Source organism: Arthrobacter sp. RAF14 (assembly GCF_052114185.1).
Classification (GTDB): Bacteria; Actinomycetota; Actinomycetes; order Actinomycetales; family Micrococcaceae; genus Arthrobacter_E.
In genome coordinates, this window is the sequence record NZ_JBFREG010000001.1 from 297,221 (window position 1) to 317,776 (window position 20,556).

Annotated in this window: 18 protein-coding genes; 7 read left to right on the forward strand and 11 right to left on the reverse strand. The window is 67.9% G+C overall.

Features of this window, described 5'->3' with window-relative positions; translation table 11 throughout:
* Nucleotide 1 precedes the first annotated feature (1 nt).
* The 3 genes from AB4Y75_RS01450 to AB4Y75_RS01460 all read right to left on the reverse strand — a co-directional run bounded on the left by AB4Y75_RS01450 (nt 2) and on the right by AB4Y75_RS01460 (nt 2,653).
* Complete coding sequence (locus AB4Y75_RS01450) at nt 2-316, reverse strand: hypothetical protein (RefSeq protein WP_441434142.1); 315 nt, start codon at nt 314-316, stop codon at nt 2-4.
* 104 nt (nt 317-420) lie between these two features.
* On the reverse strand, nt 421-1,887 hold the full coding sequence (locus AB4Y75_RS01455) for a C2 family cysteine protease (protein ID WP_441434143.1): 1,467 nt from the start codon (nt 1,885-1,887) through the stop codon (nt 421-423).
* Between the two features lie 94 nt (nt 1,888-1,981).
* Nucleotides 1,982-2,653 carry an NADPH-dependent F420 reductase gene (locus AB4Y75_RS01460; protein ID WP_441434144.1) on the reverse strand — a complete coding sequence of 224 codons (672 nt, stop codon included), beginning with the start codon at nt 2,651-2,653 and terminating at the stop codon, nt 1,982-1,984.
* An 83-nt stretch (nt 2,654-2,736) separates the two neighbouring features.
* Between AB4Y75_RS01460 and AB4Y75_RS01465 the strand changes: the two genes are divergently transcribed.
* From AB4Y75_RS01465 to AB4Y75_RS01475, 3 genes are all read left to right on the forward strand, one after another.
* Nucleotides 2,737-3,267: a MarR family winged helix-turn-helix transcriptional regulator gene (locus AB4Y75_RS01465; protein WP_441434145.1), complete on the forward strand. Its 531-nt coding sequence runs from the start codon at nt 2,737-2,739 to the stop codon at nt 3,265-3,267.
* Nucleotides 3,264-4,394 (forward strand): NAD(P)-binding domain-containing protein, encoded by a 1,131-nt coding sequence (locus AB4Y75_RS01470; RefSeq protein WP_441434146.1) that lies wholly within the window; start codon nt 3,264-3,266, stop codon nt 4,392-4,394. Before AB4Y75_RS01465 ends, AB4Y75_RS01470 begins: the two co-directional genes overlap by 4 nt.
* A gap of 108 nt (nt 4,395-4,502) precedes the next feature.
* A complete protein-coding gene (locus tag AB4Y75_RS01475) occupies nt 4,503-4,796 on the forward strand; it encodes a DUF1905 domain-containing protein (protein WP_441434147.1) in 294 nt (97 codons plus the stop codon).
* A gap of 100 nt (nt 4,797-4,896) precedes the next feature.
* Here the strand turns inward: AB4Y75_RS01475 and AB4Y75_RS01480 are convergent, their stop codons facing one another.
* From AB4Y75_RS01480 to AB4Y75_RS01495, 4 genes are all read right to left on the reverse strand, one after another.
* On the reverse strand, nt 4,897-5,829 hold the full coding sequence (locus AB4Y75_RS01480; protein WP_441435236.1) for a DNA-3-methyladenine glycosylase family protein: 933 nt from the start codon (nt 5,827-5,829) through the stop codon (nt 4,897-4,899).
* A 191-nt stretch (nt 5,830-6,020) separates the two neighbouring features.
* On the reverse strand, nt 6,021-9,791 hold the full coding sequence (locus AB4Y75_RS01485) for an error-prone DNA polymerase (RefSeq protein ID WP_441434148.1): 3,771 nt from the start codon (nt 9,789-9,791) through the stop codon (nt 6,021-6,023).
* Nucleotides 9,792-9,841: 50 nt separating this feature from the next.
* A complete protein-coding gene (locus AB4Y75_RS01490) occupies nt 9,842-11,473 on the reverse strand; it encodes a DNA polymerase Y family protein (RefSeq protein ID WP_441434149.1) in 1,632 nt (543 codons plus the stop codon).
* On the reverse strand, nt 11,470-12,255 hold the full coding sequence (locus tag AB4Y75_RS01495; protein WP_441434150.1) for a hypothetical protein: 786 nt from the start codon (nt 12,253-12,255) through the stop codon (nt 11,470-11,472). Before AB4Y75_RS01495 ends, AB4Y75_RS01490 begins: the two co-directional genes overlap by 4 nt.
* A gap of 190 nt (nt 12,256-12,445) precedes the next feature.
* Between AB4Y75_RS01495 and AB4Y75_RS01500 the strand changes: the two genes are divergently transcribed.
* From AB4Y75_RS01500 to AB4Y75_RS01510, 3 genes are all read left to right on the forward strand, one after another.
* Nucleotides 12,446-13,831 carry a cystathionine beta-synthase gene (locus tag AB4Y75_RS01500; protein WP_441434151.1) on the forward strand — a complete coding sequence of 462 codons (1,386 nt, stop codon included), beginning with the start codon at nt 12,446-12,448 and terminating at the stop codon, nt 13,829-13,831.
* Nucleotides 13,832-13,867: 36 nt separating this feature from the next.
* On the forward strand, nt 13,868-15,034 hold the full coding sequence (locus tag AB4Y75_RS01505) for a cystathionine gamma-synthase (RefSeq protein WP_441434152.1): 1,167 nt from the start codon (nt 13,868-13,870) through the stop codon (nt 15,032-15,034).
* Between the two features lie 125 nt (nt 15,035-15,159).
* Complete coding sequence (locus AB4Y75_RS01510) at nt 15,160-15,699, forward strand: AAA family ATPase (protein WP_441434153.1); 540 nt, start codon at nt 15,160-15,162, stop codon at nt 15,697-15,699.
* 155 nt (nt 15,700-15,854) lie between these two features.
* On the opposite strand, the gene AB4Y75_RS01515 is transcribed toward AB4Y75_RS01510, so the two are convergent.
* Nucleotides 15,855-16,343 (reverse strand): hypothetical protein, encoded by a 489-nt coding sequence (locus tag AB4Y75_RS01515; RefSeq protein ID WP_441434154.1) that lies wholly within the window; start codon nt 16,341-16,343, stop codon nt 15,855-15,857.
* 57 nt (nt 16,344-16,400) lie between these two features.
* Entirely contained in the window at nt 16,401-16,760 is a 360-nt protein-coding gene (locus AB4Y75_RS01520) for a DUF2750 domain-containing protein (RefSeq protein ID WP_441434155.1), read from the reverse strand.
* 205 nt (nt 16,761-16,965) lie between these two features.
* Here AB4Y75_RS01520 and AB4Y75_RS01525 point away from each other — a divergent pair, with 205 nt between their 5' ends.
* Complete coding sequence (locus AB4Y75_RS01525) at nt 16,966-17,748, forward strand: VOC family protein (RefSeq protein WP_441434156.1); 783 nt, start codon at nt 16,966-16,968, stop codon at nt 17,746-17,748.
* Nucleotides 17,749-17,826: 78 nt separating this feature from the next.
* On the opposite strand, the gene AB4Y75_RS01530 is transcribed toward AB4Y75_RS01525, so the two are convergent.
* Nucleotides 17,827-18,225 (reverse strand): hypothetical protein, encoded by a 399-nt coding sequence (locus AB4Y75_RS01530; RefSeq protein WP_441434157.1) that lies wholly within the window; start codon nt 18,223-18,225, stop codon nt 17,827-17,829.
* Nucleotides 18,226-18,312: 87 nt separating this feature from the next.
* A complete protein-coding gene (locus AB4Y75_RS01535; protein WP_441434158.1) occupies nt 18,313-20,394 on the reverse strand; it encodes a HelD family protein in 2,082 nt (693 codons plus the stop codon).
* Nucleotides 20,395-20,556 lie beyond the last annotated feature (162 nt).

The window sequence follows — 20,556 nt, forward strand, 5'->3', positions numbered from 1 at the left end:
TTCAGGGGTGCTTCAGGACATCGAAGCGGACTTCGCCCTGGCAGATGGACGTGATCCGGATCCGGTATCCCCAGAACTCCAGTTCGTCGCCGAGCTTGGCATCCTTGAAGTCGATGTCCTTTCCCGGTGTCGGCTCCTCGACATCGAAGGTGATGCTGGCAGTGGCGGGTGTCCGCGTGAGGTCCACCGTGTAGATCCCGCCAGCCGGGGTCTGCCCCGCACCCCCGGGATGCTGCGGCAGAGCCGGGAACACCGCGTGGGCGGACTGCCGGAGGGCGTAGGCGCCCTGGGAGGTGCAGCTGGGGTTCTGGGCCATGGGAGTGCTTTCCTTCGGTTGTGGGGCAGGATTGGAGGGGGACGCGCACGCGGACGCCCCCAGAGTCAGGGCCACGGCCAGAGCGGCGGACGTGAGGGCCCGCCTCATCCGGTGATCACCGCGTTTCCGAACATGGACTCGTACTGCTCCTTGGTGATGTGGAGAGGCTCCTTATGAGGTCCCCAGGGGTTCTGCAGCACGAGTTTTCCAGAGTCGTCCACTCCTGTCACGAAGAATTCGTGGCCGGCCACGTAACCGTCCGGTGCCCCGGGAGGAGCCTCGCCGTGCGTGCCGATGATGACCGGACGGCCCGCGTCGGCGGCCTTCCACACGTCTGATGAACTATGCGTCTCGGACAGGTTTCCGTCGGTCAGGTACTTCATGGCGTCCGTGCCGTAGTTGCCTTCGATGGCGCGGTAGTTGCCTGGCTCATACCGCTTGTCATCCGGTGCGCCAGGATTCACCGGATCGTTCGCGTCGTCCTCGTTGTAGACCTGGGCGAGGGCCTTCTCCACGTACATGGGCCACGTGCCGCCGGCATTTCCCTTGGCGCCCTGGGGGTTGCCGTTCGCGTCGGCCGGAACGTCCTTGGTGACGGTGACCCAGCGTTCGTGGCCACCGTCGTTCAGCTTCACCGAAACCGTGCCGTTGCCGTTGTCGGTGACATGGTCGCGGGCCCAGTTCGGGTCCTGGTTGATCAGCGATCCCAGTCCCGCCATCACCACGCAGTCACCGTATCCGCCCTGCCGGATGTCGAGGATGGATTGAGAGGAAGAGATCACGGGACCCTGAGGCGTGACCCAGCCCTTCGGGGTCTGAGGACCGCCGTCCGGGTTGGCGGCGTCGCCGGCGGCGATGCCGTCCGGTTGCGCCCAGGAGATCTGGGCCTTGACCCGTTCCATCTGTTCGGGGGAGGCCTTGGCGAGCAGCTGGTCCAGGACGGCCTGCCGTTCGAACGCGGTGGTGCCCTCCCAGTTGAACAGGCCCTTCCCGTCGGAGGCGAGGCCGTGCCCGAGGGCCTTCAGCTCGTCGTCCGACAGTGTGCCGAGGAGCTGGTCGAGCTGCGCCGGAGTCAACCCGTCCAGTGCTTTGCGCAGGTCCTCGACGTCGGAGTCGTTGCCTTTGAAGAAGTTGTCCGAGTCGGCTGCCGCGTGGATCTTGTCCTGGAGTTCCTTGAGGCGCTCTTCCGAAAGATCGGGCTTCCCGCGAACCGGACAGCGAGGGACGGAGTGGTCCGGGCGGTCGCTCAGGATGTAACCCGTGCCATTTCCGGGAGGTGCTGCGCCGCTACCCGAGGAACCGCCCCGGCTGGCGGTCTCCTGTTCGTCGGCATTGCGGAGGATGGCACGCTCCGCCGTGCCCAGCAGGGTCCGTGCCTCGGCCAGCGCCTTGCGGTGGTTCGCCGACCAGTCCGCCCTGAACTGCCGACCGTCCGGACCGGTCCACTGCCGCGCCGCTTCGATGTTCTGACTCAGCGTGGCATCCAGTCGGGACAAGGTCTCACGGGAGGTCTTGAACCGTTGCCCCAGCTGTCGCAGCGCCGAGACATCGGCGCCATAGAACGTCCCCACGCGGTTCCTCCAGAGGTTGGTGTTATTCACACTGTAGAGTCCGGAACCGGTGGTGGGAAATGGGGAGCGCTGCCCATCTGGCGGTAGAGGAGGGTCAGACCGCTTCGGCGTCCTCGATCAGCGTCCCGACCAGTCCCCGGAGTTCCTCCGCCTCCACGTTCGCGCCGAAGGCGGGATGGCCGGGCTCGAGCAGCTCTCCGGCGGCGAGCGGGTTCAGGATCACCGGGTCGAAGCCGAGTGCGTCGACCAGGGTGGCGACCGCCTCCAGGTCCTCCTCCCGGTCACCTGCGACGGCGATCGCTTTGCGGCCGGGTGTGCCGGCGAGCAGGGCGCCCTCGTCCAGGTCGTGGTAACCCATGTGGTTGAAGGCCTTCACCACGCGGGACTCCGGCAGGAACTCCTGCACGATCTCGCTGGTGGAGGTGGCCGGGTTCCGCAGATCCTCCCGCAAGCCGTCCGTCTCCCACCAGTAGTTCATGGCGTCGATCACCGGTTTGCCGCGGAGCTCGTCCACCGGAAGGCTCCGGTACTTGCCCAGAGGTAGTGCGAGGATGACCAGATCCGCCTGGCGGGCCGCCTCCTCCGGGCGCACCGCGATGGCGCCGGGAGCCAGGACGGCCGTGATGAGGGAGATCTTGCCGGGGTCGCCGGAGCCTGAGATCAGGACGCGATAACCGGCGGCGACAGCCAGCCGGGCCAGGACGGTGCCCACCTTCCCGGCGCCGAGGATGCCGAGGGTGAGGGGGTTCTCCTGCTGTGCCGTCATGGCCGGGTGCCTTCCGCTGTGCCGATAGAATTGACATGTCAATAATCCGCTCCTACAGTTGACGTGTCAACTTGGGAGGAATCATGGCCCACGCACAGCGTCACCCCGGATCCGCCGGGAGGCACCTGCCCACCACGGAGGAACTGCGCATCTGGCGGAACTATCTGGAGACTGCAGAAGCCCTGCAGGCTCGGCTCGCGACTCGCTTTCTGAGCGAGACCGCTCTGTCCGCGGGTGACTACCAGGTCCTCCTGGCGCTGAGCGAGGCGGAGGGGAAGACTCTGCGGTCCTCCGAACTCGCGGGCCTGGTCGGCTGGGAGCGCAGTCGTCTTTCGCATCACCTGGGCCGGATGGAGAAGCGCGGGCTCATCAGCCGGAACACCTGCGCCGGCGAAGCGCGGGGCATTGACGTCCGCGCCACGGATCTCGGCCTGGAGACCTTCCGGGCGGCCTCCGTCCCCCACCTGCGGGCCGTTCACGAGCTGTTCGTCGATGCTTTCACGCCGGAGGAGCTCGCCGACGTCGGCCGGCTCACCGGCGCCCTGCGCCGGAACCTCGGACTCGGCCGGGATGGGACGGACCAGGACGGCGTCGGCCAGGACGGCCGGCCGTGAGCGGGGGCGAAGCCGTGCCCGGCGTGCGGCGCGCCGCCGTCGTCGTCATCGGGGCGGGGCAGGCCGGCCTGTCCGCAGGCCACCACCTGAAACGCCAGGGTTTCGCGAGCGCGCTCACGGACCCTGAGGCGGAGCGCACCTTCGTGATGCTCGACGCCGAGGAACGCCCGGGCGGGGCCTGGCAGCACCGCTGGGCGTCACTGACGATGGCGACGGTCAACAACATCTTCGATCTGCCCGGCCTCCGGCAGCCCGCGACCGATCCGGCCACGCCGAGTCGCTCAGCGGTCCCGGCATACTTCACCGCTTTCGAGGAGGCCGAGAATCTGCCGATCGTCCGGCCTGTCACGGTGCGTTCCGTGTCCCGGGCCGATGACGGTCCGGACGGCGAGCTGTTGATCGAGACCAGCGCCGGTCCGTGGCTCGCCCGCGCGGTGATCAACGCCAGTGGCACCTGGACCAACCCGGTCCTGCCGGACTACCCGGGGCAGGACCGTTTCCTCGGCCGCCAGCTGCACACCAGGGACTACACCTCCCTGGAGGAATTCGCGGGGCTCCGGGTGGCGGTGGTCGGGGGAGGGATCTCGGCGGTGCAGCAGCTGGAGGAGATCTCCCGGGTGGCCACTGTCCTCTGGTACACCCGGCGCGAACCGGTGTTCCGGGGCTCGGGCTTCAGCCCGGAGGTGGAGGGGCGGGAGACCATCGAGAAGGTCACCGCCGACGCCGAAGCAGGGAACCCGACCGGCAGCATCGTCTCTTACACCCAGCTCGCCTGGACGCCTTATGCCCTCGCCGCCAAGGCACGCGGAGCCCTGGAACGCCGGCCGATGTTCACTGCGATCGAACCTTACGGGGTGCGGGAAGCGGACGGGTCCTTCACCGGAGTGGACGTGATCCTGTGGGCCACGGGATTCCGCCCGGCCCTGGCTCATCTGGATCCGCTGGGGCTGCGCAACGAGCGCGGCGGGATCGAGGTCCGGGGCACGCAGGTGGTGGCCGAACCGCGGGTGCACCTGATCGGTTTCGGGCCCTCGCAATCCACTGTCGGCGCCAACCGGGCCGGGCGGGAAGCCGTCACGGGGATCATGCGTCTGCTGGACCGGGAGCGGGTCGCCGCGGCGGGCTGATCTCGGGGGTGCCGACTCCTGGGCGCTGATTTCCAGGGTGCTGATTTCAGCGTCGCGGGAGCGTACCGTGGCAGGAGGGCACGCTTGCACCGAGGAGAGGAACCCGTGATGGCCGACGCGAAGAGCCCGGGACCGCTGGACGTGACGTTCACCGCCACGCTGCTGACGAGTCCCGCCAAGGGCGGCTGGACCTATGTGCAGATGGAGGGCTCGGCGGAATACTTCGGGACCCGTGGGCTGGTGCGGGTCAGCGGAACCGTGGACGGCGAGCCGTTCGAAACCTCCTTCATGGCTCTCGGCGACGGCACACACAAACTCCCGGTCAGCGCGGCGCTGCGCGAGAGGATCGGCAAGAACACCGGGGACGACGTGACGGTGCATCTGAGTGAACGCAGGCCGTGACGCGAGCTGAGGTGCACGGCGCGGGCGCCGGGTTTCACCGGAGCTGATGTGGACCAGCGACGCTGGCAGGAGTCGGCCATCGGGCCGGTGGAGCCGCTTGTCAGTGGTTCCGGTGGTCCTGGATCGTCATCTTCGGGCCGAAACGCGGTGCCCGGACGCCTGCCGCATAGAGCATCCGGACCACCCGTTGCCGCTGCCCTTCCCAGGGCGCGAGCAGGCGCAGCATCCCGGCGTCGTCCGTCCGTTCGCCTGTGAGCGCGAAGCCCACGAACTTGGCCAGGTGGAAGTCGCCCACGGCCACGGAATCGGGATCGGCATGCGTGCGCTGGGTGACCTCGGCGGCCGTCCACACCCCGATGCCCGGAATGCTCTGAAGCCCTGCAGCGGCCTCGGCGGCACTCTTCGACGCCAGCCGTTCCAGGCCCGATGCCGACCGCAGCGCCCGCAGGACCGTTGCGGAACGCTGGGGGCCCACGCCGGCACGGTGCCACTCCCAGGAGGGCACGCGCAGCCATTGATCGGACGACGGCGCCACCATCAGCCCGGCGGGAGCCACCCGGCCCGCTTCCGGAGCGGGTGAGCCGAAACGGCGCACCAGGTAGCGGTAGCCCCGGCGGGCCTCGAGCGTGGTGACCTTCTGTTCCAGGATGGTCGGCACGAGTGCCTCGACGATCCGGCCGGTGGCGGGTGCCCGCAGGCCAGGGTTCCGTCGTCGCGCCTCACGGACCAGGGGAGGCAGCGAGGAGTGGAACGGGTCGGCGTCGAAGGAGTCCCAGTCATCGGTGAGCCCGAGAAGGGCGGGAACGGCGGCGATGGCGTGCGCTGCACCGTCACCCCAGGCCCGGGCGCGCAATTCGTCCCGCTGGTGGGTGAGCAGGAGGGATACCGTGCCTTCCGGGGTGCGGAACGCCATCCAGAGACCGCCCGGATGCGGGGCGAAGGCCGGATCGCCGTCGCCTCGCTGCAGCGGGAAACAGGTGGCCGCGAGCGAGTAGTGTGCGGGCGCTTCCCAGACCCCTTCGGCGTCGGCCATGACCGGGCGCGAGGCGGGTGCCGCAGGTCCGGAAACGTGGGACGCGGGGAGGACGGAGGTCACTGCAGCATCATGTCACGGGACACTGGACGATTCCTTTCGGTTCCTTGCGATGGCTGGGCTCTTTCGGGGGTTGGATCCTTTCTGTGGGGCGGCCTGCGCGGCGTCCGTCGGGCGTGATCCATCTGCGTTCACCGGAAGTCCCGGGAGGAGGTCTTGGCCCGCAGCGGGAGGGCTTCAAGCCGGTCCGCGACCAGATTGGTGACCCCTTCCTTGCTCCGCTCCACCAGGCCGCGGACCACCATGGCCTTGGCGCTCTGTGCCACACGCCGGTAGCGGGTCCACACCCCGATGCTGCACACCACGTTGAGGATCCCGGTTTCGTCCTCGAGATTCATGAAGGTGATGCCCTGCGCGGTCTGGGGTCTCTGGCGGTGGGTCACCAGCCCCGCGACCTCGACCCGGGTGCCGTCCTCCGCGGTGCGCAGAGCCGTGATCCGGAGGACTCCGCGCGCATCGAGAGGCCCCCGGGCATGCCGGACCGGGTGGTCGTCCGTGGCGATCCCGGTGGCCCACAGCTCGTACGCCACAGCCTCCTCGTCCCCCAGCTCCGGCAGGAGCGGCGGCTGGATGTACGGTTGCGTGCCGGGGAGCTGGCCGGGCCGTTCGAGCGCGGCCGAACCGGCCTGCCAGAGAGCCTCCCGTCGGCTGAGCCCCAGGGACTCGAAGGCCCCGGCCGAGGCGAGGGCCTCCAGCTGTTCCGCTGTGAGACCGGTGCGGCGGGAGAGATCCGTCAGGGTACGGAACGGGCCGTTCGTTTCACGCTCGACGACGATGCGCTCCGCGCGGTCCTTGCCGATGCCCGTGACGCTCGCGATGCCGAGCCGCACGGCGTGGGATCCGTCCCGGCGGTGTGCCGCGCCCTCGTCCGGAGCTTCCGGATCGAAAGGGCCGGCCTTCGGCTGGAGGTCGTCCAGGCAGGAGTCGAGTCCGCGGGATGGGGAGGGCCTCCCGGTGATGTGGTGGCCGGGGTCCGCGCCGTCCTCCGGTTCGCCGTCGTCCGGTTCCAGGCAGGCATCCGCCCGGGAGCGCAGGATGTCCGGGCGGAGTACCCGCACCCCGTGCCGGCGGGCGTCCGCCACCAAGGTCTGCGGCGAGTAGAAGCCCATGGGCTGAGCCCTCAGCAGCGCCGCGAGGAAAGCCCCGGGGTAATGCAGCTTGAGCCAGGAGCTCGCGTAGACGAGCAGGGCGAAGCTCAGCGAATGCGACTCTGCGAAACCGAAGTTGGCGAATGCCTTGATCTGCAGATAAATGGTCTGGGCCTCTTCGGGGCCCAACCCGTTCTCCGCCATGCCGGCGAAGAGCTTCTTCTTCAGGCTGTCGATCTTCTCGATCCCGCGCTTGGACCCCATGGCCCGGCGCAGGAGATCGGCGTCCTCGGCGCTGCACCCGCCGATCGCCATGGCCATCTGCATGAGCTGTTCCTGGAACAGCGGCACGCCGAGGGTCCGTTTGAGGACCGGCTCGAGGAGAGGGTGCGGGTAGGTCTCCTTCTCTTCCCCGGCACGGCGCCGAATGTAGGGGTGGACGGCGCCGCCCTGGATGGGACCGGGCCGGATGAGTGCGATCTCGACGACCAGATCGTAGAACTCCCGCGGACGCAGGCGAGGCAGGGTGCTCATCTGCGCCCGGGACTCCACCTGGAACACCCCCACCGAATCGGCCCGGCACAGCATGTCGTAGACGGCGGCCTCCTCTTTCGGCAGATCGGCGAGGGTCCAGCGTTCGCCGAAGTTCTCCTCCACCAGGTCGAAGCAGTACTGCAGCGCCGCGAGCATCCCCAGGCCGAGAAGGTCGAATTTGACGAGTCCCATCCACTCGCAGTCGTCCTTGTCCCATTGCAGGACCGTGCGGTTCTCCATGCGCGCGTGCTCGATCGGCACCACCTCGCCCACGGGGCGTTCGGTCAGGACCATGCCGCCCGAGTGGATGCCGAGGTGCCGCGGATAACCGAGCAGCTGCTCCGCCAAGGCGAGGACGTGCACCGGAATGACGGCGTCGTCCGGCTCCTCTCCGGATGACCTGGATCTGGACCGCTGCTCCGTTGTCCTGTTCCGGGCGGTAGGGGCCTGGCTCGCACTGTCTTGATCCGCGGCGCCCGCCGCCGTGGCGCCGGAGCCTGCCCCATCCGGACCCGTGGCGGACTCCCGTGCCTCCGCCAGGGCGTCCCAGCGATTCAGCTGTTTGGACCAGGCATCCTGTTGTCCCTGGCTGTAGCCGAACGCCTTGGCCACGTCCCGCACCGCGTTCTTGGGCCGGTAGCTGATGACGTTCGCCACCTGTGCCGCATTGGCCCGCCCGTATTTGGCATAGACGTGCTGGATGACCTCCTCGCGCCGGTCCGAGTCGAAGTCGACGTCGATGTCCGGCTCTTCCTCTCGCAGGCTCGACAGGAAACGCTCGAAGGGCAGTCGGTACATGATGCTGTCCACGGCCGTGATGCCGAGGAAATAGCAGGCGGCGGAATTCGCGGCGGAACCCCGGCCCTGGCAGAGGATGCCCCGGCTCTTCGCGAACTGGGTGATCTCATGGACGATCAGGAAGTAGCCCGGGAAGTCCTTCTTCTCGATCACGGCCAGCTCCTGTGCCACTCGCTCCCGCACTTCCTCCTCCGGGGCGGGCCCGTGCCAGTCCGGCCCCGAGGTGCCGTACCGGTCCGTGATGCCCTGGTCCACCAGTTCGCGCAGGTACGACATGGGGGTGTGCCCGGCGGGGACGTCCTGTTTCGGCAGCCTGGGACGGGCCGCGCGGAGGGAGAAGGACAGCTCGTCGGCAAGGCGCACCGTGTTCTCCACCGCTCCCGGATACCGCGCGAAGCGCCGCGCCATCTCCGCACCACTCCTCAGATGCGCCCCATCGCTCGCGGGGAGCCAGCCGTCCATCTCATCGAGACTCCGCCGCGCCCGCACGGCGGCGAGGGCCGTGGCCAGTGGATGGCGCGACGGCTGTGCGAAATGGACGGCGTTCGTGGCGACGCAGGGCAGCCCCAGACGGTCCGCGATCGCGGCGAGGGCGTCATTGTGCGCGCTGTCGAGAGGATTGCCGTGGTCGAACAGCTCGACGGCGACCCCTTCCGGTCCGAAGCGCTCGACCAGGCGGCGCACGGCATGTTCGGCGGCTGCTTCCGGGCTGCGGAACCCGGCGCCCTCATCGGCTCCTGTGAGAGCCCGGCGGACGGCACCCTTGCGGCAGCCCGTGAGTACCACGGCGTGACCGCGGAGCCGCACGGCGAGGTCGTCGAGATCGAACACGGGACGGCCCTTCTCCGCGCCGTTTGCGAGCTGCGCCTGGGTGATGGCCCCGGCGAGGCGGTGGTACCCCTCCTCGCCCCGGGCCAGCACCAGGAGATGTTCGCCTTCGGGATCGGCCACACCGTTCTGCGGGGCGCTCAGGCCCAGCGAGAGTTCCGCGCCGAAGACCGTCCTCAGCCCGTAGGCTTCGGCGGCCTCGGCCAGCCGCACCACTCCGTAGAAGCCGTCATGGTCCGTGATGGCCAGGGCATGCAGGCCCAGCCGGACGGCCTCCTCGACGAGCTCTTCCGGGGAGGAGGCCCCGTCCAGGAAGCTGTAGTGGGAATGGACGTGCAGTTCGGCGTACGGAACGGTGTCCCCGGGCGCAGCGGGCCGCTCCGGAGGTCCGCTCCGCGCGCCGGCCGCTTCCGCCGTCGCGCCGTCGTCCTCTCCGGAGTCTTCGGAGCCGGCGTCCGGCGCAAGCAGCCGCGGCAGTGGGATGTACGGGCCGCGTTTGTGCGACCAGGCGGGGCTGTCCCCGCCGTCGCGCTCGATCGGGGCCCGGCCGGCTCCGGTGCGCTTGGCCTGTCGTTTCCCGGCACGCTGGACCTCCGTGCCCTCGAGGATGTCATGGAGCTGCTGCCATGGCATCGAGGGGTTGTTCCAGCCCACTGTCTTCTCCTTTCCGTTGTTCAGAGTGGCTGCCCCGCCTGCTCACGCTGCTAGTCGTACCGGGCTTCCGCCCACCATTGGCCGCCCTCACCGAGCAGAAGCCAGGCCTCGTTCTCGCTGTCGAGGATCTGAAATCGCTCGGCCTGACGGCTCGCCTCCGCATCCCACCAGCGCTGCCGCAGCAGCCAGGGACCGGCCCAGCCCACGACGGCCCGGCGCAGGGCACGGGGACCGGGGGAGAACCAGGCCGGCGGTGTGGCCAGGTCCCCGCGTTCCCCGACGTGCAGGGTCCCGGAATGCTCATCCAGCAGCCGTACCGGCAGTGGCTCGGGGAACACCGTGGCCGGCAAGGGATCCGGGACGGCTCCGGGCCAGGGCCGTGCAGCGCGGGCTGCCGTGCCGGACGGGGCCTCCTCACCCCAGGGCACCAGCAGGCTGCGTTCCGCCAGAAGCCGCCCGCCGCCCGGCACGGGGTGCAGCACGGAGCCGTGGCCCAGCATGGTCTGAAGCCGTCGGAGGCCGTGGTCGAGGCGCTCGTCCACGCCGCCGAACAACGCCTGCCCACGGCGGCCCAGCAGGTCCACGGCGTCCGGGACGATCCTGATCTGGACGATGGGCGCCCCCAGGGCTTCGTCCGTCATCCGCCACCGGGCGCCGGGAGCGGAGGCGCTCGCAGCTCCAGTCCTCCGGCGTGCTGCGTTCGGCCCGCCGGAGGACTGGAGCTGCCAGCGGACGCGGTCCACCACGTCACCCGCGCCGAAATGATGCGGGTGCCCCCAGCTCCGCTCGGAGCGGTGCCCGGCGTCGTCCGTGATGCTCACCCGCAAAGTCGTGCAGGCGAGGCCCTGACGGCGCAGCCGTTCGACGAATTCCTCCGCAGTCGGCCGCAGGGCGAAGGCGATCTGGTCCACCCGGTCCAGACCAGGCTCGAAAGTGACGGTCCGGTCCTGCGGAGGAGGAGGGATCCGCGGCACGATCCCGCGGGGGTCCTGACCGCGGGCACAGGCGTGCGCCAGATACCCTTCGGCGCCGAACCGGGAACGGACGTCCGCGGGCGAGAGCGCCGCGAGGCCGCCCAGAGTCTGGATCCCGAGGCGGATCAGCAGCGAAACGAGTCGGGGTTCCCCCAGGACCGTGACCGGAATGCCCGCAAGGAACGCGGGGGAGTCCCCCTCATCCACGATGAACAGCGGCGAGAGTTCCGTGGTGCTGCGGGCGGCTTGTTCGGCCGCGAACACCGAATCGGCGATCCCGGCCCTGGCCTCGAGCCCCAGCCGTGCAGCCGCTTCCAGGGCGGCGCCGACCGCGGCCTCCTCGCTCCCGTAATACCGGACGGCACCCCGGGCCCGGATGACGCACAGGCCCGGCCGCAGGATCTGCACCCCGGGGAGGGAGGCTTCGAGAGCGGTGACGACCGGCTCGAACTCCCGGGAGTCCCGGGCGGGATCGGCGTGCAGCGTCACGATTTCGGGACAGCGGGCCTGTGCTTCGCGCACCCGGATGCCCCGGACCACCCCGGCGGCTCTGGCTTCGGAGGAGCAGACGGCGATGAGGCCCTTCTCCAGGAGCGCCGCGGGGACGCGTTCCGGGATCTCCTCTGCCAGCTGCGCGGCGACCAGGGGCCAGTCCGGAAACCATACGATGAGCGCCCGGGGGACACCGGACGGCGTTCCGTTGCTCACGGCGCGACCTGAACGAGCGCAGGGCGACTGCCGGCCGTCGTGGCGTGTGGGGCTCGGGACGCTGAGTGTCCACCGGTGCCCTGCCGCGTTCCGGAGCCGTCCACAGTGCTGGAGCCGTCCACAGTGCTGGAGGAGTCCGTCGTGCCGGAGGAGTCCAGAGCCGCAAGGTCCAGGACCGCGGTCCTGGTGCGCCCACGGTGCTGGAGTTCCAGTTCCACCCGGTGCCGCCTCAGATGACCATGCCCGTCCCCAAGTCCCTCCCAGCGCGATCCGCGCACCCGGAGCAGCCCCTCGCTCTGCGGCCAGGGGCCGAGCACCAGGAGCGTCCCGCCGCGTTCGCGCAACCGCGAGGCAAGGCGCGCAGCGTCTCCCGGGGTGACCCGCGCGGAAGGCCGTACCAGCAGCACCGGCAGGACGTCCGCGAGGGTCGAGATGACGGGGAGCCAGTCCGGCCCGGTGTCCGGGACCAGGACGAACCGTTCAAGGGCGACGCCGAAGCCCGCGGCGGCCTCGGCGCCGAACCCGGGGATTCCTGCCGCACCGCACCACTGACCGTTCGCGGACGGCCCGGCGAGGAGTGCCATGGCCACCGAGAGCGGAGTCTCGAGCGAATACGCCGCACCACCCCGCAAACCAGAGGGGAAAAGCCCCCGAAGGCCCGGAATCACGGGGTGGAAGCCCTCTCTGTTGCCCCGTCCCTGCATCACGTGAATGCGTTCCTGAAGCGCGCGCAGACCGTCCTCCGCGGAGGCGGTGGAGACGGAGCTGAGCGGGAGCGGCATTCCTTCATTATTCGAAAGTATGTTCGATTAAGTCAATCGGGCGAAGTGTCCCCCGGACGGTTTCCACTGGGCGGCCGCCCAGCTCTCGATGCGGCTCACGGGAGCCTCTCCACAGGCTCCCGTGACCTTGGATTTCCACATCCCTCCCATCGCCTCCGCGCCGTCAGTGCCAGCGGATAGAGTTGATGCCATGAAGTACGCGGAGTCCGTCCTGGACCTGATCGGCAACACGCCCCTCATCAAGCTCAATCACGTGACGGAGGGCATCGAAGCCACCGTCCTGGTCAAGCTCGAATACCTCAACCCTGGCGGTTCCATCAAGGACCGTATCGCGGCCAAGATGGTCGCGGAGGCGGAGGCGAGCGGGAAGCTCCAGCCCGGCGGCACCATCGTGGAGCCCACCAGCGGCAATACCGGCGTGGGCCTGGCCCTCGTGGCCCAGCAGAAGGGCTACAAGTGCATCTTCGTGGTCCCGGACAAGGTGGGCGAGGACAAGCGCGCCGTCCTGGAGGCCTACGGCGCGGAAGTCGTGGTGACCCCCACGTCCGTGGCCCCGGACAGCCCTCAGAGCTACTACGGGGTGTCGGACCGCCTGGTCCGCGAGATCCCCGGCGCCTACAAGCCGGACCAGTTCTCCAACCCCGCCGCCCCCGGCAGCCACTACGAATCCACCGGTCCAGAGATCTGGCAGGACACCGACGGCAAGATCACCCATGTGGTGATCGGCGCGGGCACCGGCGGCACCATCACCGGCACCGGCCGGTATCTCAAGGAGGTCTCCGCGGATCGTCCCGAGGCGGAGGGCGGCCAGGTCAAGGTCATCGGCGCGGACCCGGAGGGCTCCGTGTACTCCGGTGGCACGGGACGCCCGTACTTCGTCGAGGGCGTGGGCGAGGACATGTGGCCCGGCAACTATGACAAGTCCGTGCCGGATGAGGTCATCGCCGTCTCCGACGCGGACTCCTTCGCCATGACCCGCCGACTCGCCCGTGAAGAGGGCCTCCTGGTGGGCGGTTCCAGCGGCATGGCCGTGGTCGCCGCGCTGCGTGCGGCGAAGGGCCTCCCGAAGGACGCCGTGGTGGTGGTGATCCTCCCGGACTCCGGGCGCGGCTACCTCGCCAAGATCTTCAACGACCAGTGGATGCGTTCCTACGGCTTCCTGCCGGGCGCCGAAGAAGACACCGTGGGCGCGATTCTGGAGTCCAAGAAGGGCTCCATGCCGGACCTGGTCCACATCCACCCCAACGAATCCGTCCGTGACGTCATCAACATCATGAACGAATACGGCGTGGACCACATCCCGGTGCTCTCCGCCGAACCGCCGGTGGTGATGGGTGAGGTCCTGGGCTCCGTGGATGAGCGGACCCTGACCAGCAAGCTCTTCCGCGGCGAAGCCAAGATGACGGACAAGATCGCGGATCACATGGGGGAGAAGCTGCCCGTGATCGGTTCGCTCGAGTCCATCTCCGCGGCCCGTGCCCTGCTCTCCGAGTCGGACACCATCATGGTGACCTTCGTCGGAGCCCCCGTGGGCATCGTGACCCGTCACGATCTCCTCGCCTACCTCAGCAACTAGTGCCCACCGGCAAATGCCTCATGGAAGGGAAAAATCATGTCCCACGCAGCTGACCGCACCGCGGGCTTCAACACCACCGCAGTCCACGCGGGTCAGGCCTTCGAGCCCCGGACCGGCGCCGTGGTTCCGCCCCTGCACTTCTCCTCCACCTATGCCCAGGACGGGATCGGCGGCCTGCGCGACGGCTACGAATACGGCCGTGGCGGCAACCCCACCCGGGATGCACTCCAGGAGCAGCTGGCCGCCGTCGAGGGCGGAAAGTACGCCTACTCCTTCGGTTCCGGTCTGGCTGCGGAGGACGCCCTGATCCGGGCCCTCTGCCGTCCGGGGGACCACATCGTGCTGGGCAACGACGCCTACGGCGGCACGTACCGCCTGATCTCCCGCATCCACGGAGACTGGGGCATCGGGAACACCGCGGTGAACCTGGCCGATCCGGACGCCACCGCCCATGCCGTGCGCGACAACCAGACCCGGCTGCTCTGGGTGGAGACCCCCTCGAACCCCATGATGCGCATCAGTGACATCGCGGCGCTCGCGGACATCGCTCACGACGCCGGCGCCCTCCTGGTGGTGGACAACACCTTCGCTTCGCCGTACCTGCAGAACCCGCTCGCACTGGGCGCCGACATCGTCATCCACTCCACCACCAAGTACATCGGCGGGCACTCCGATGTGGTGGGCGGGGCCGTGGTGCTCAACGACGAAGAGCTGGCGCAGAAGGTGCAGTTCCTGCAGTTCGCCGCCGGTGGTGTCTCGGGCCCGATGGACGCGTTCCTCACCACCCGCGGCCTGAAGACGCTGGGCGTGCGCATGGACCGGCACTGCGAGAACGGCCAGGCCGTGGCCGAATGGCTGCTCACCCGTCCCGAGGTGGAGGCCGTGCTGTACCCGGGCCTGCCGGATCACCCCGGACACGAGCTCGCCGCGAAGCAGATGCGCGGTTTCGGTGGCATGGTGTCCGTGCAGTTCAAGGGCGGCGCCGAGGCAGCCCGCAAGGTGGCCGAGTCCACCCGTGTGTTCACGCTGGCGGAGTCCCTGGGCGGCATCGAGTCCCTCATGAACTACCCCGCCGAGATGACCCACGCCTCCGTCAAGGGCACCGAGCTGGCCGTCCCGGACAACCTACTGCGCCTCTCCTGCGGCATTGAGGACGTCGAGGATCTCCTGGCGGACCTGGAGCAGGCCTTCGCCCAGCTCTGAGACCGTCGGACTCCGGCACGAAGCGCCGGTCGAGCACGCTGATCCCCCAGGACGGTGCTCGGCCGGCGTTGTGCGTTGAGAGGGTGCCCGGAGGGCGCCGAACCGGCCGTTGATATCGTTGCCGGATGGCGGCGGGCAGGTCTGGAATCTTTCTCAACGGGTCCTACGGGGTGGGCAAGACCTCGGTGCTTGACCACCTCGGAGATCGTTTCGCGGAGGCAGAGCTGCCTTTTGCTCTGTTCGACGTCGATTGGTTCCACCGTTCATGGCCTGTGGCTGAGGGCGATCCGAGAAACGTGCTGGTCGAGGCCGAGAACCTGCGAGCCGTGTGGCACAACTATCAGCGCAGCGGTCCGAAGACGCCGATCATCGCGGGAGTCATCGAAACGGTTCAGGATCAGGAACGGTATGAGGAGTGTTTCGGCGTCGAGCTGTTCGTGGTGCACCTGACGGCCTCACCGGAAGTCGCTGCCGAAAGACTCCGGGGCAGGTACCCGGCTGCCCGGAACCACGCCCTGAACTGGCACCTCGACAATCATCAGGCACTCGCCGCACGTCTTGGCGATGAAAGCCCTCATGACGCGGTCATCGACACCGACGACATGACGCCGGAGCGCGTCGCTTCAGTGGTCTTCGGAACGTTCACGTCGAGGACCTGCGCCTAGCCCGCAGCTTGGGGGTGGAGGCCACTGCTAGATCGAGCCCCCGGCCCGCTGCCTTGCGAGATTTGAGGCGTCTGCCCTGAATCCAGGACGTAGCAAGAATGAAGGTTGAGTCCGGGCGGTCTCCTAGGACGCCTGACGTGGAACCGTCCGTCCCTCTACTGCGCCGGTCCCGGAGGGGAGGGCTGCGGCCAGGTGCCGCTCAGGAGTCGCGTGGCTTCGTCGGCGATCAACCTCCGATAGTGGTCGCGCTCGACGCCCAGTGCTGGGCTCCACTCCTCCCACTCGGTCACGGCGAGGACCATCGGTTGAAGGGTCTCGGGGAAACCGAGCTCGATCCAGCCGTGGAACCAGATTTTCCGCCCGACAACCTCTGGTTCCAGAGTTCCATCCGCGATCTGCTCGCACCACCAGCGAACCAGATCCCACCGCTCGAGGGCCGTGTCGAGCGGGTTAGCCGGTACAAGGTCCAACTCGGCCGCGACGTCGTGGAACAGATCATGAGCCTCGCCTTCCTCCCGCCGAGAGAGACCTGCCAGCAGGGAGAGCGATGGCGAGTCCACGCCGTCGAGCAGAGCCTTCAAACCGGCAGCGATCAGCACGTCCGCGCCGACATGTATGTTGAGCACTTCGCTGATAGCGAGCATTCGGAGACTCCTGAGCGCATTCACGGGATGAGTCTGCCACCCCGGACTACCGAGGCGTCAGTCATCCCTCGTCAGAGAGTTCACGCTGTCCAGCACCGTAAGTGGTGGCATCTCGAAGCCGGTCGCTCGGAGGCCTGACCAGTTGAGTCCGACGAGGATTCCATCGCGGTCAAGGCCTGGGAGCCAAGCCTCCATCCACCGCTTCAGCGGCAGCGAAATCAGCTCGAAGTCGCGGTACGCGGGGACCGACGTGATGACGCGTTCCGCACGGCTGAGCAGCGACCAGAATGGCATGGTTCGGTGACCGTCGGAGCCTTCAGGGGCTGGGAATCCGTTCTGATCACGAACAGTCCACACCTCTTGATGCTCGATGACCTCCCGGTAGAACGCGCTCGCGTGCGCGGCACTGATGCTCACAGAACACATCCTTGCAGAATGCGGGGCGGACCAGCCGGCCTGCGCGCTGAACGCCTGGAGTCTAGGCTGGCCATGAGCGCGACGCCGGCACGCGAGTGACTGCGACAAGAAGGTCGCCCTGCGGGGTTCCAAGCGTCGGTGAGCAGCAGAACGGCCTTCGCCAAGGTCTGGAACGACGACGTCCCACAGATGAGGAGTCCACGGAATGACCAGCACCTCTTTCACCGCAGGATCACCCTGCTGGATCGAAACGCTTCAACCCGACCCCGGCGTCGCGGCGTCCTTCTACGGTGAGCTGTTCGGCTGGACGTTCGATGAGGCGGGAACGGGCGGCTCCTGCCTGGCGCGTCTTGACGGGAGACGCGTGGCCGGCGTCGCCCAGGCACCGCCGATGCTCGATCGAGGTGCCTGGGTCATGTACGTCCTGGTGGCCGATCTCGATGGCACCGTGGACGCAGTCCAGGAGGCCGGAGGAACCGTTCTTGCCGGACCCCTGGAAGCGGGAAATGGTGAACGCGCGGCGCTTTTCACGGACCCGGCAGGCGCGGCGTTCGGGGCACGCGAAGGCAGCGCGCCGACCGTCAGCGAAGCCGTCGACGTGCCCAACACCTGGCAGATGAGTGCGCTGCACACCCCTGACATCGGAGCGGCGCAGACGTTCTACGCCACGGTCTTCGGCTGGCACCTGGACCCGATGCCGGGTGCGGCCCTCCGCCTGTGGCGTCTGGGAGGCAGCACGCGCAAGGCAGCTGATCCGAACCTTCCCGACGATGTCGTCGCCGTGGCCTCGGAAACCCCGGGCGCCTCCGGCGTGCCGACCCATTGGGCGATCAATATGCAGGTCTCCGACGCCGATGACTTCGCCGACCGCGTCGTCGAACTCGGCGGGTCGATCCTCATGCCACCGACGGACGCGCCGGGTTTCCGGAACGCGCTGATCGCCGACCCCAGTGGCGGAGTTCTGGCGGTCAGCCAGATCGTCAGGTGATGTGGCGGCCGGGCGCCGCCGGGCAGGCGGTTCTCTGCTGTCGGCAGAGAACTTCACAGTGGTGAGAGCGCGGCCGCCTCAGTCGGTGTGCTCCGGCGCTGCTGCCTTCTGCGGCACCACGACGATCTGCACATCGTCCTCGTAGACGATCCGGCCGGGATCATCCGAGTGGAACAGCTCGCAGGCGACGTCGTAGCGGCGCAGGAGGTCCACGTAGAAACCGACCCTGGCCAGCAGGTGTTCGGCGGTGGCCTTGAACCAGGCTTGAGCCGCCGGATTCGCGACGGGATCGTAAACCGACTTCTCCGGCGTCGGATAGGCGGCGTCGTAGTAGTCATTGGCGCTGCGCCAGGACGCCCAGTCGTCGGGATTGAGGTGGCCCTGCTTCGCCAGACGGTTGGCCAGGGCAAAGATCCCAAGATGGATCCCCGTGCTGTCGGGCACCGGGGACTGGTAGCGGAGGAACCTCTGACTCATATCGACCAGCCAAGCAGAGAGTGGGCCGGTGCGCCCGGAACGCGATGAGTGTCGTGCGGCGCCGATCGCGACCGGCCGAGCATGCGTTCAGAGCGAATGCTCGTCGATCCGTACGCTGATCAGGCGTTTGGTCGCCCGGGTCTGAGCGACGTAGAGGTCCCTCAGCCCAGCGTCGCCAGCCTTCTGGATTCGGTCCGGATCGAGGATGATCACGGTGTCGAATTCGAGGCCGCGTGCTTCGGGAGCCGGGATGATGGAGACGTTCAACTCCGTGGCGTATTCGGCGAGCATCGGCATGTGGTCAGTTGGGCAGATGATGCCGATCAATTCGCCGGGGTGTTTGCGCTCAACTTCCGCCGTGAGAGTGCCGAGGGTCTGTCGGACGTGGTGAGGCGCAGTCACAACCGTTCGAGGGGACTCCCCATGGCGGAGCGAACGGGAGAGGCGCTGATCGGGAGCGATCTTGGCAAGCAGATGCTCTGTCGACTGCAGGATTTCCGCGGTCGTACGGTAGTTCACGCTCAGCCGATGGTGCGAAAACCGTTCCTCGACAAAGGGCGCCAGCACGTCGCTCCACGCTTGAGCTGGTGGCGTGGTGGGACCGGCCTGCGCCAGATCACCCACGATCGTCATCGAACGGCCAGGGCATCGCCGCATGAGGGTTCGCCACTGCATCGGGGAGAGCTGCTGCGCCTCATCGACGACGATGTGCCCGAAGGTCTGTTCCGGGGGACCATCGATGAGTGCGTGAGCTTCATCGAGAAGTGCGAGGTCAGCTTGGCTCCAGGGATCGGAAGCTGAGATGAACAGCTTGGAGATGTCGGCGTGATCGACAGGCGGAAGTGCTCTTGCCAGAGCGGTGGAGTCGCTGAGCAAACCGCGCAGAACGTCACCGGCATCCAGCCGGGGCCACACCTGCGCGATGGTTTGATCGATGACCGGGTCCTCCAGCAGATCGTCACGGACGAGGTCCCAGTCGATTCCCCTTTCCCGGTCGGCCACGTCAGCGTTCACCTGGCCAGCGGTGCCGGTGAAACGGTCAAGGTCGATTCCGAGAAGCGATTGGAGTTCCTCTTCGAACTCGGATTCCTCCTTGGCCATGCGGATCTCCAGCTCACGGACCACGGCGTCGACGATGTACTCGATGAACACGTCGCGGCCTTGGTTGTGGCCGGCACCGCCGTCCAGCGCCTGGCGCCGGGCGGTGTCGACCTGCACCGCGTCGAGGACGACTGTGTCGGCCCCGGCGCGCAGAGTGAGTGGCACACCGTGTGGTTGGTGCTGCTGCACCCGGCGGGCCAACGCGTCGGCCAGTGCGGCATCACCCTTGAGCCGCGCAAGACGGTCAGGTTCGGTCCGGGTGGCGTCAACAGACAGCAGATCACTCATGGTTGCCAGGTGCACGTCGTTCTCGCCCAAAGAGGGAAGGACGCCAGAAATGTAGGAAAGGAAGCGTCGGTTCGGACCGAAAACGAGTACGCCGCGATCCGCGATTTCGGGAAAGGCGTAGAGAACATAGGCTGCCCGATGCAACGCCACGACCGTTTTTCCGGTGCCTGGGCCGCCGTCCACCACCGTGATTCCGCGATGAGATGAGCGGACGATTCGATCCTGCTCTTTCTGCAAGGTCCCCGCCGCTTCCTGCATCCGACCGGTCCTGGCCGAGCTCAACGCTGCGACCAGCGGACCATCGCCCACCAGGTCCTCGTCAAGTGGTGCGGTGCCATCCAGGATCTCGTCCGTCAGGTCGAGCACGAGGCGCCTCTTCAATCGGATATGGCGTCGCCTACGCACACCCATCGGAGTGGCCAAGGTCGCCGAATAGAACGGTGCAGCCGCTGCGGCCCGCCAATCGATCAATGCCGGTTCGCCGGAGTCGTGGCGCAGCCCCAGCCTGCCGATGTGCAGGGGCGTGCCGCCGTCCGAAAAGTCGATTCGGCCGAAACAGAGCGACGATTCGGCCGCCGTCAGTTTGGCGATACTCTCGGTCAGCCGGGCGGCTTCCACATCGCGGAGGAAGCGGTCGCTCGTGTCGCTTGATGAGTCAGCCAGCACCCTTTTCATCGCGAAACGTTTCTCGGTCACTTCCGCGTCGACAATCTCGAACATCTCGTCCACCGCTGACTGTTCTTCGGCCATCTGTCTCGTCGCGTCCCATTGCTCGCTCATCGAACCTCCCGCTCTCTGTCCGCGAACAACTATGACGAGCCGATTTTCAAAACACAACGTTGATCTTGAGGTCCGAATGTGGCCTCGAGCAGCACCCGCAATGCTGCCTCACCTGCGGAAATACGGGGTTGCCTGGGGGCCGGAACTGTGGCCTCTCAGTGT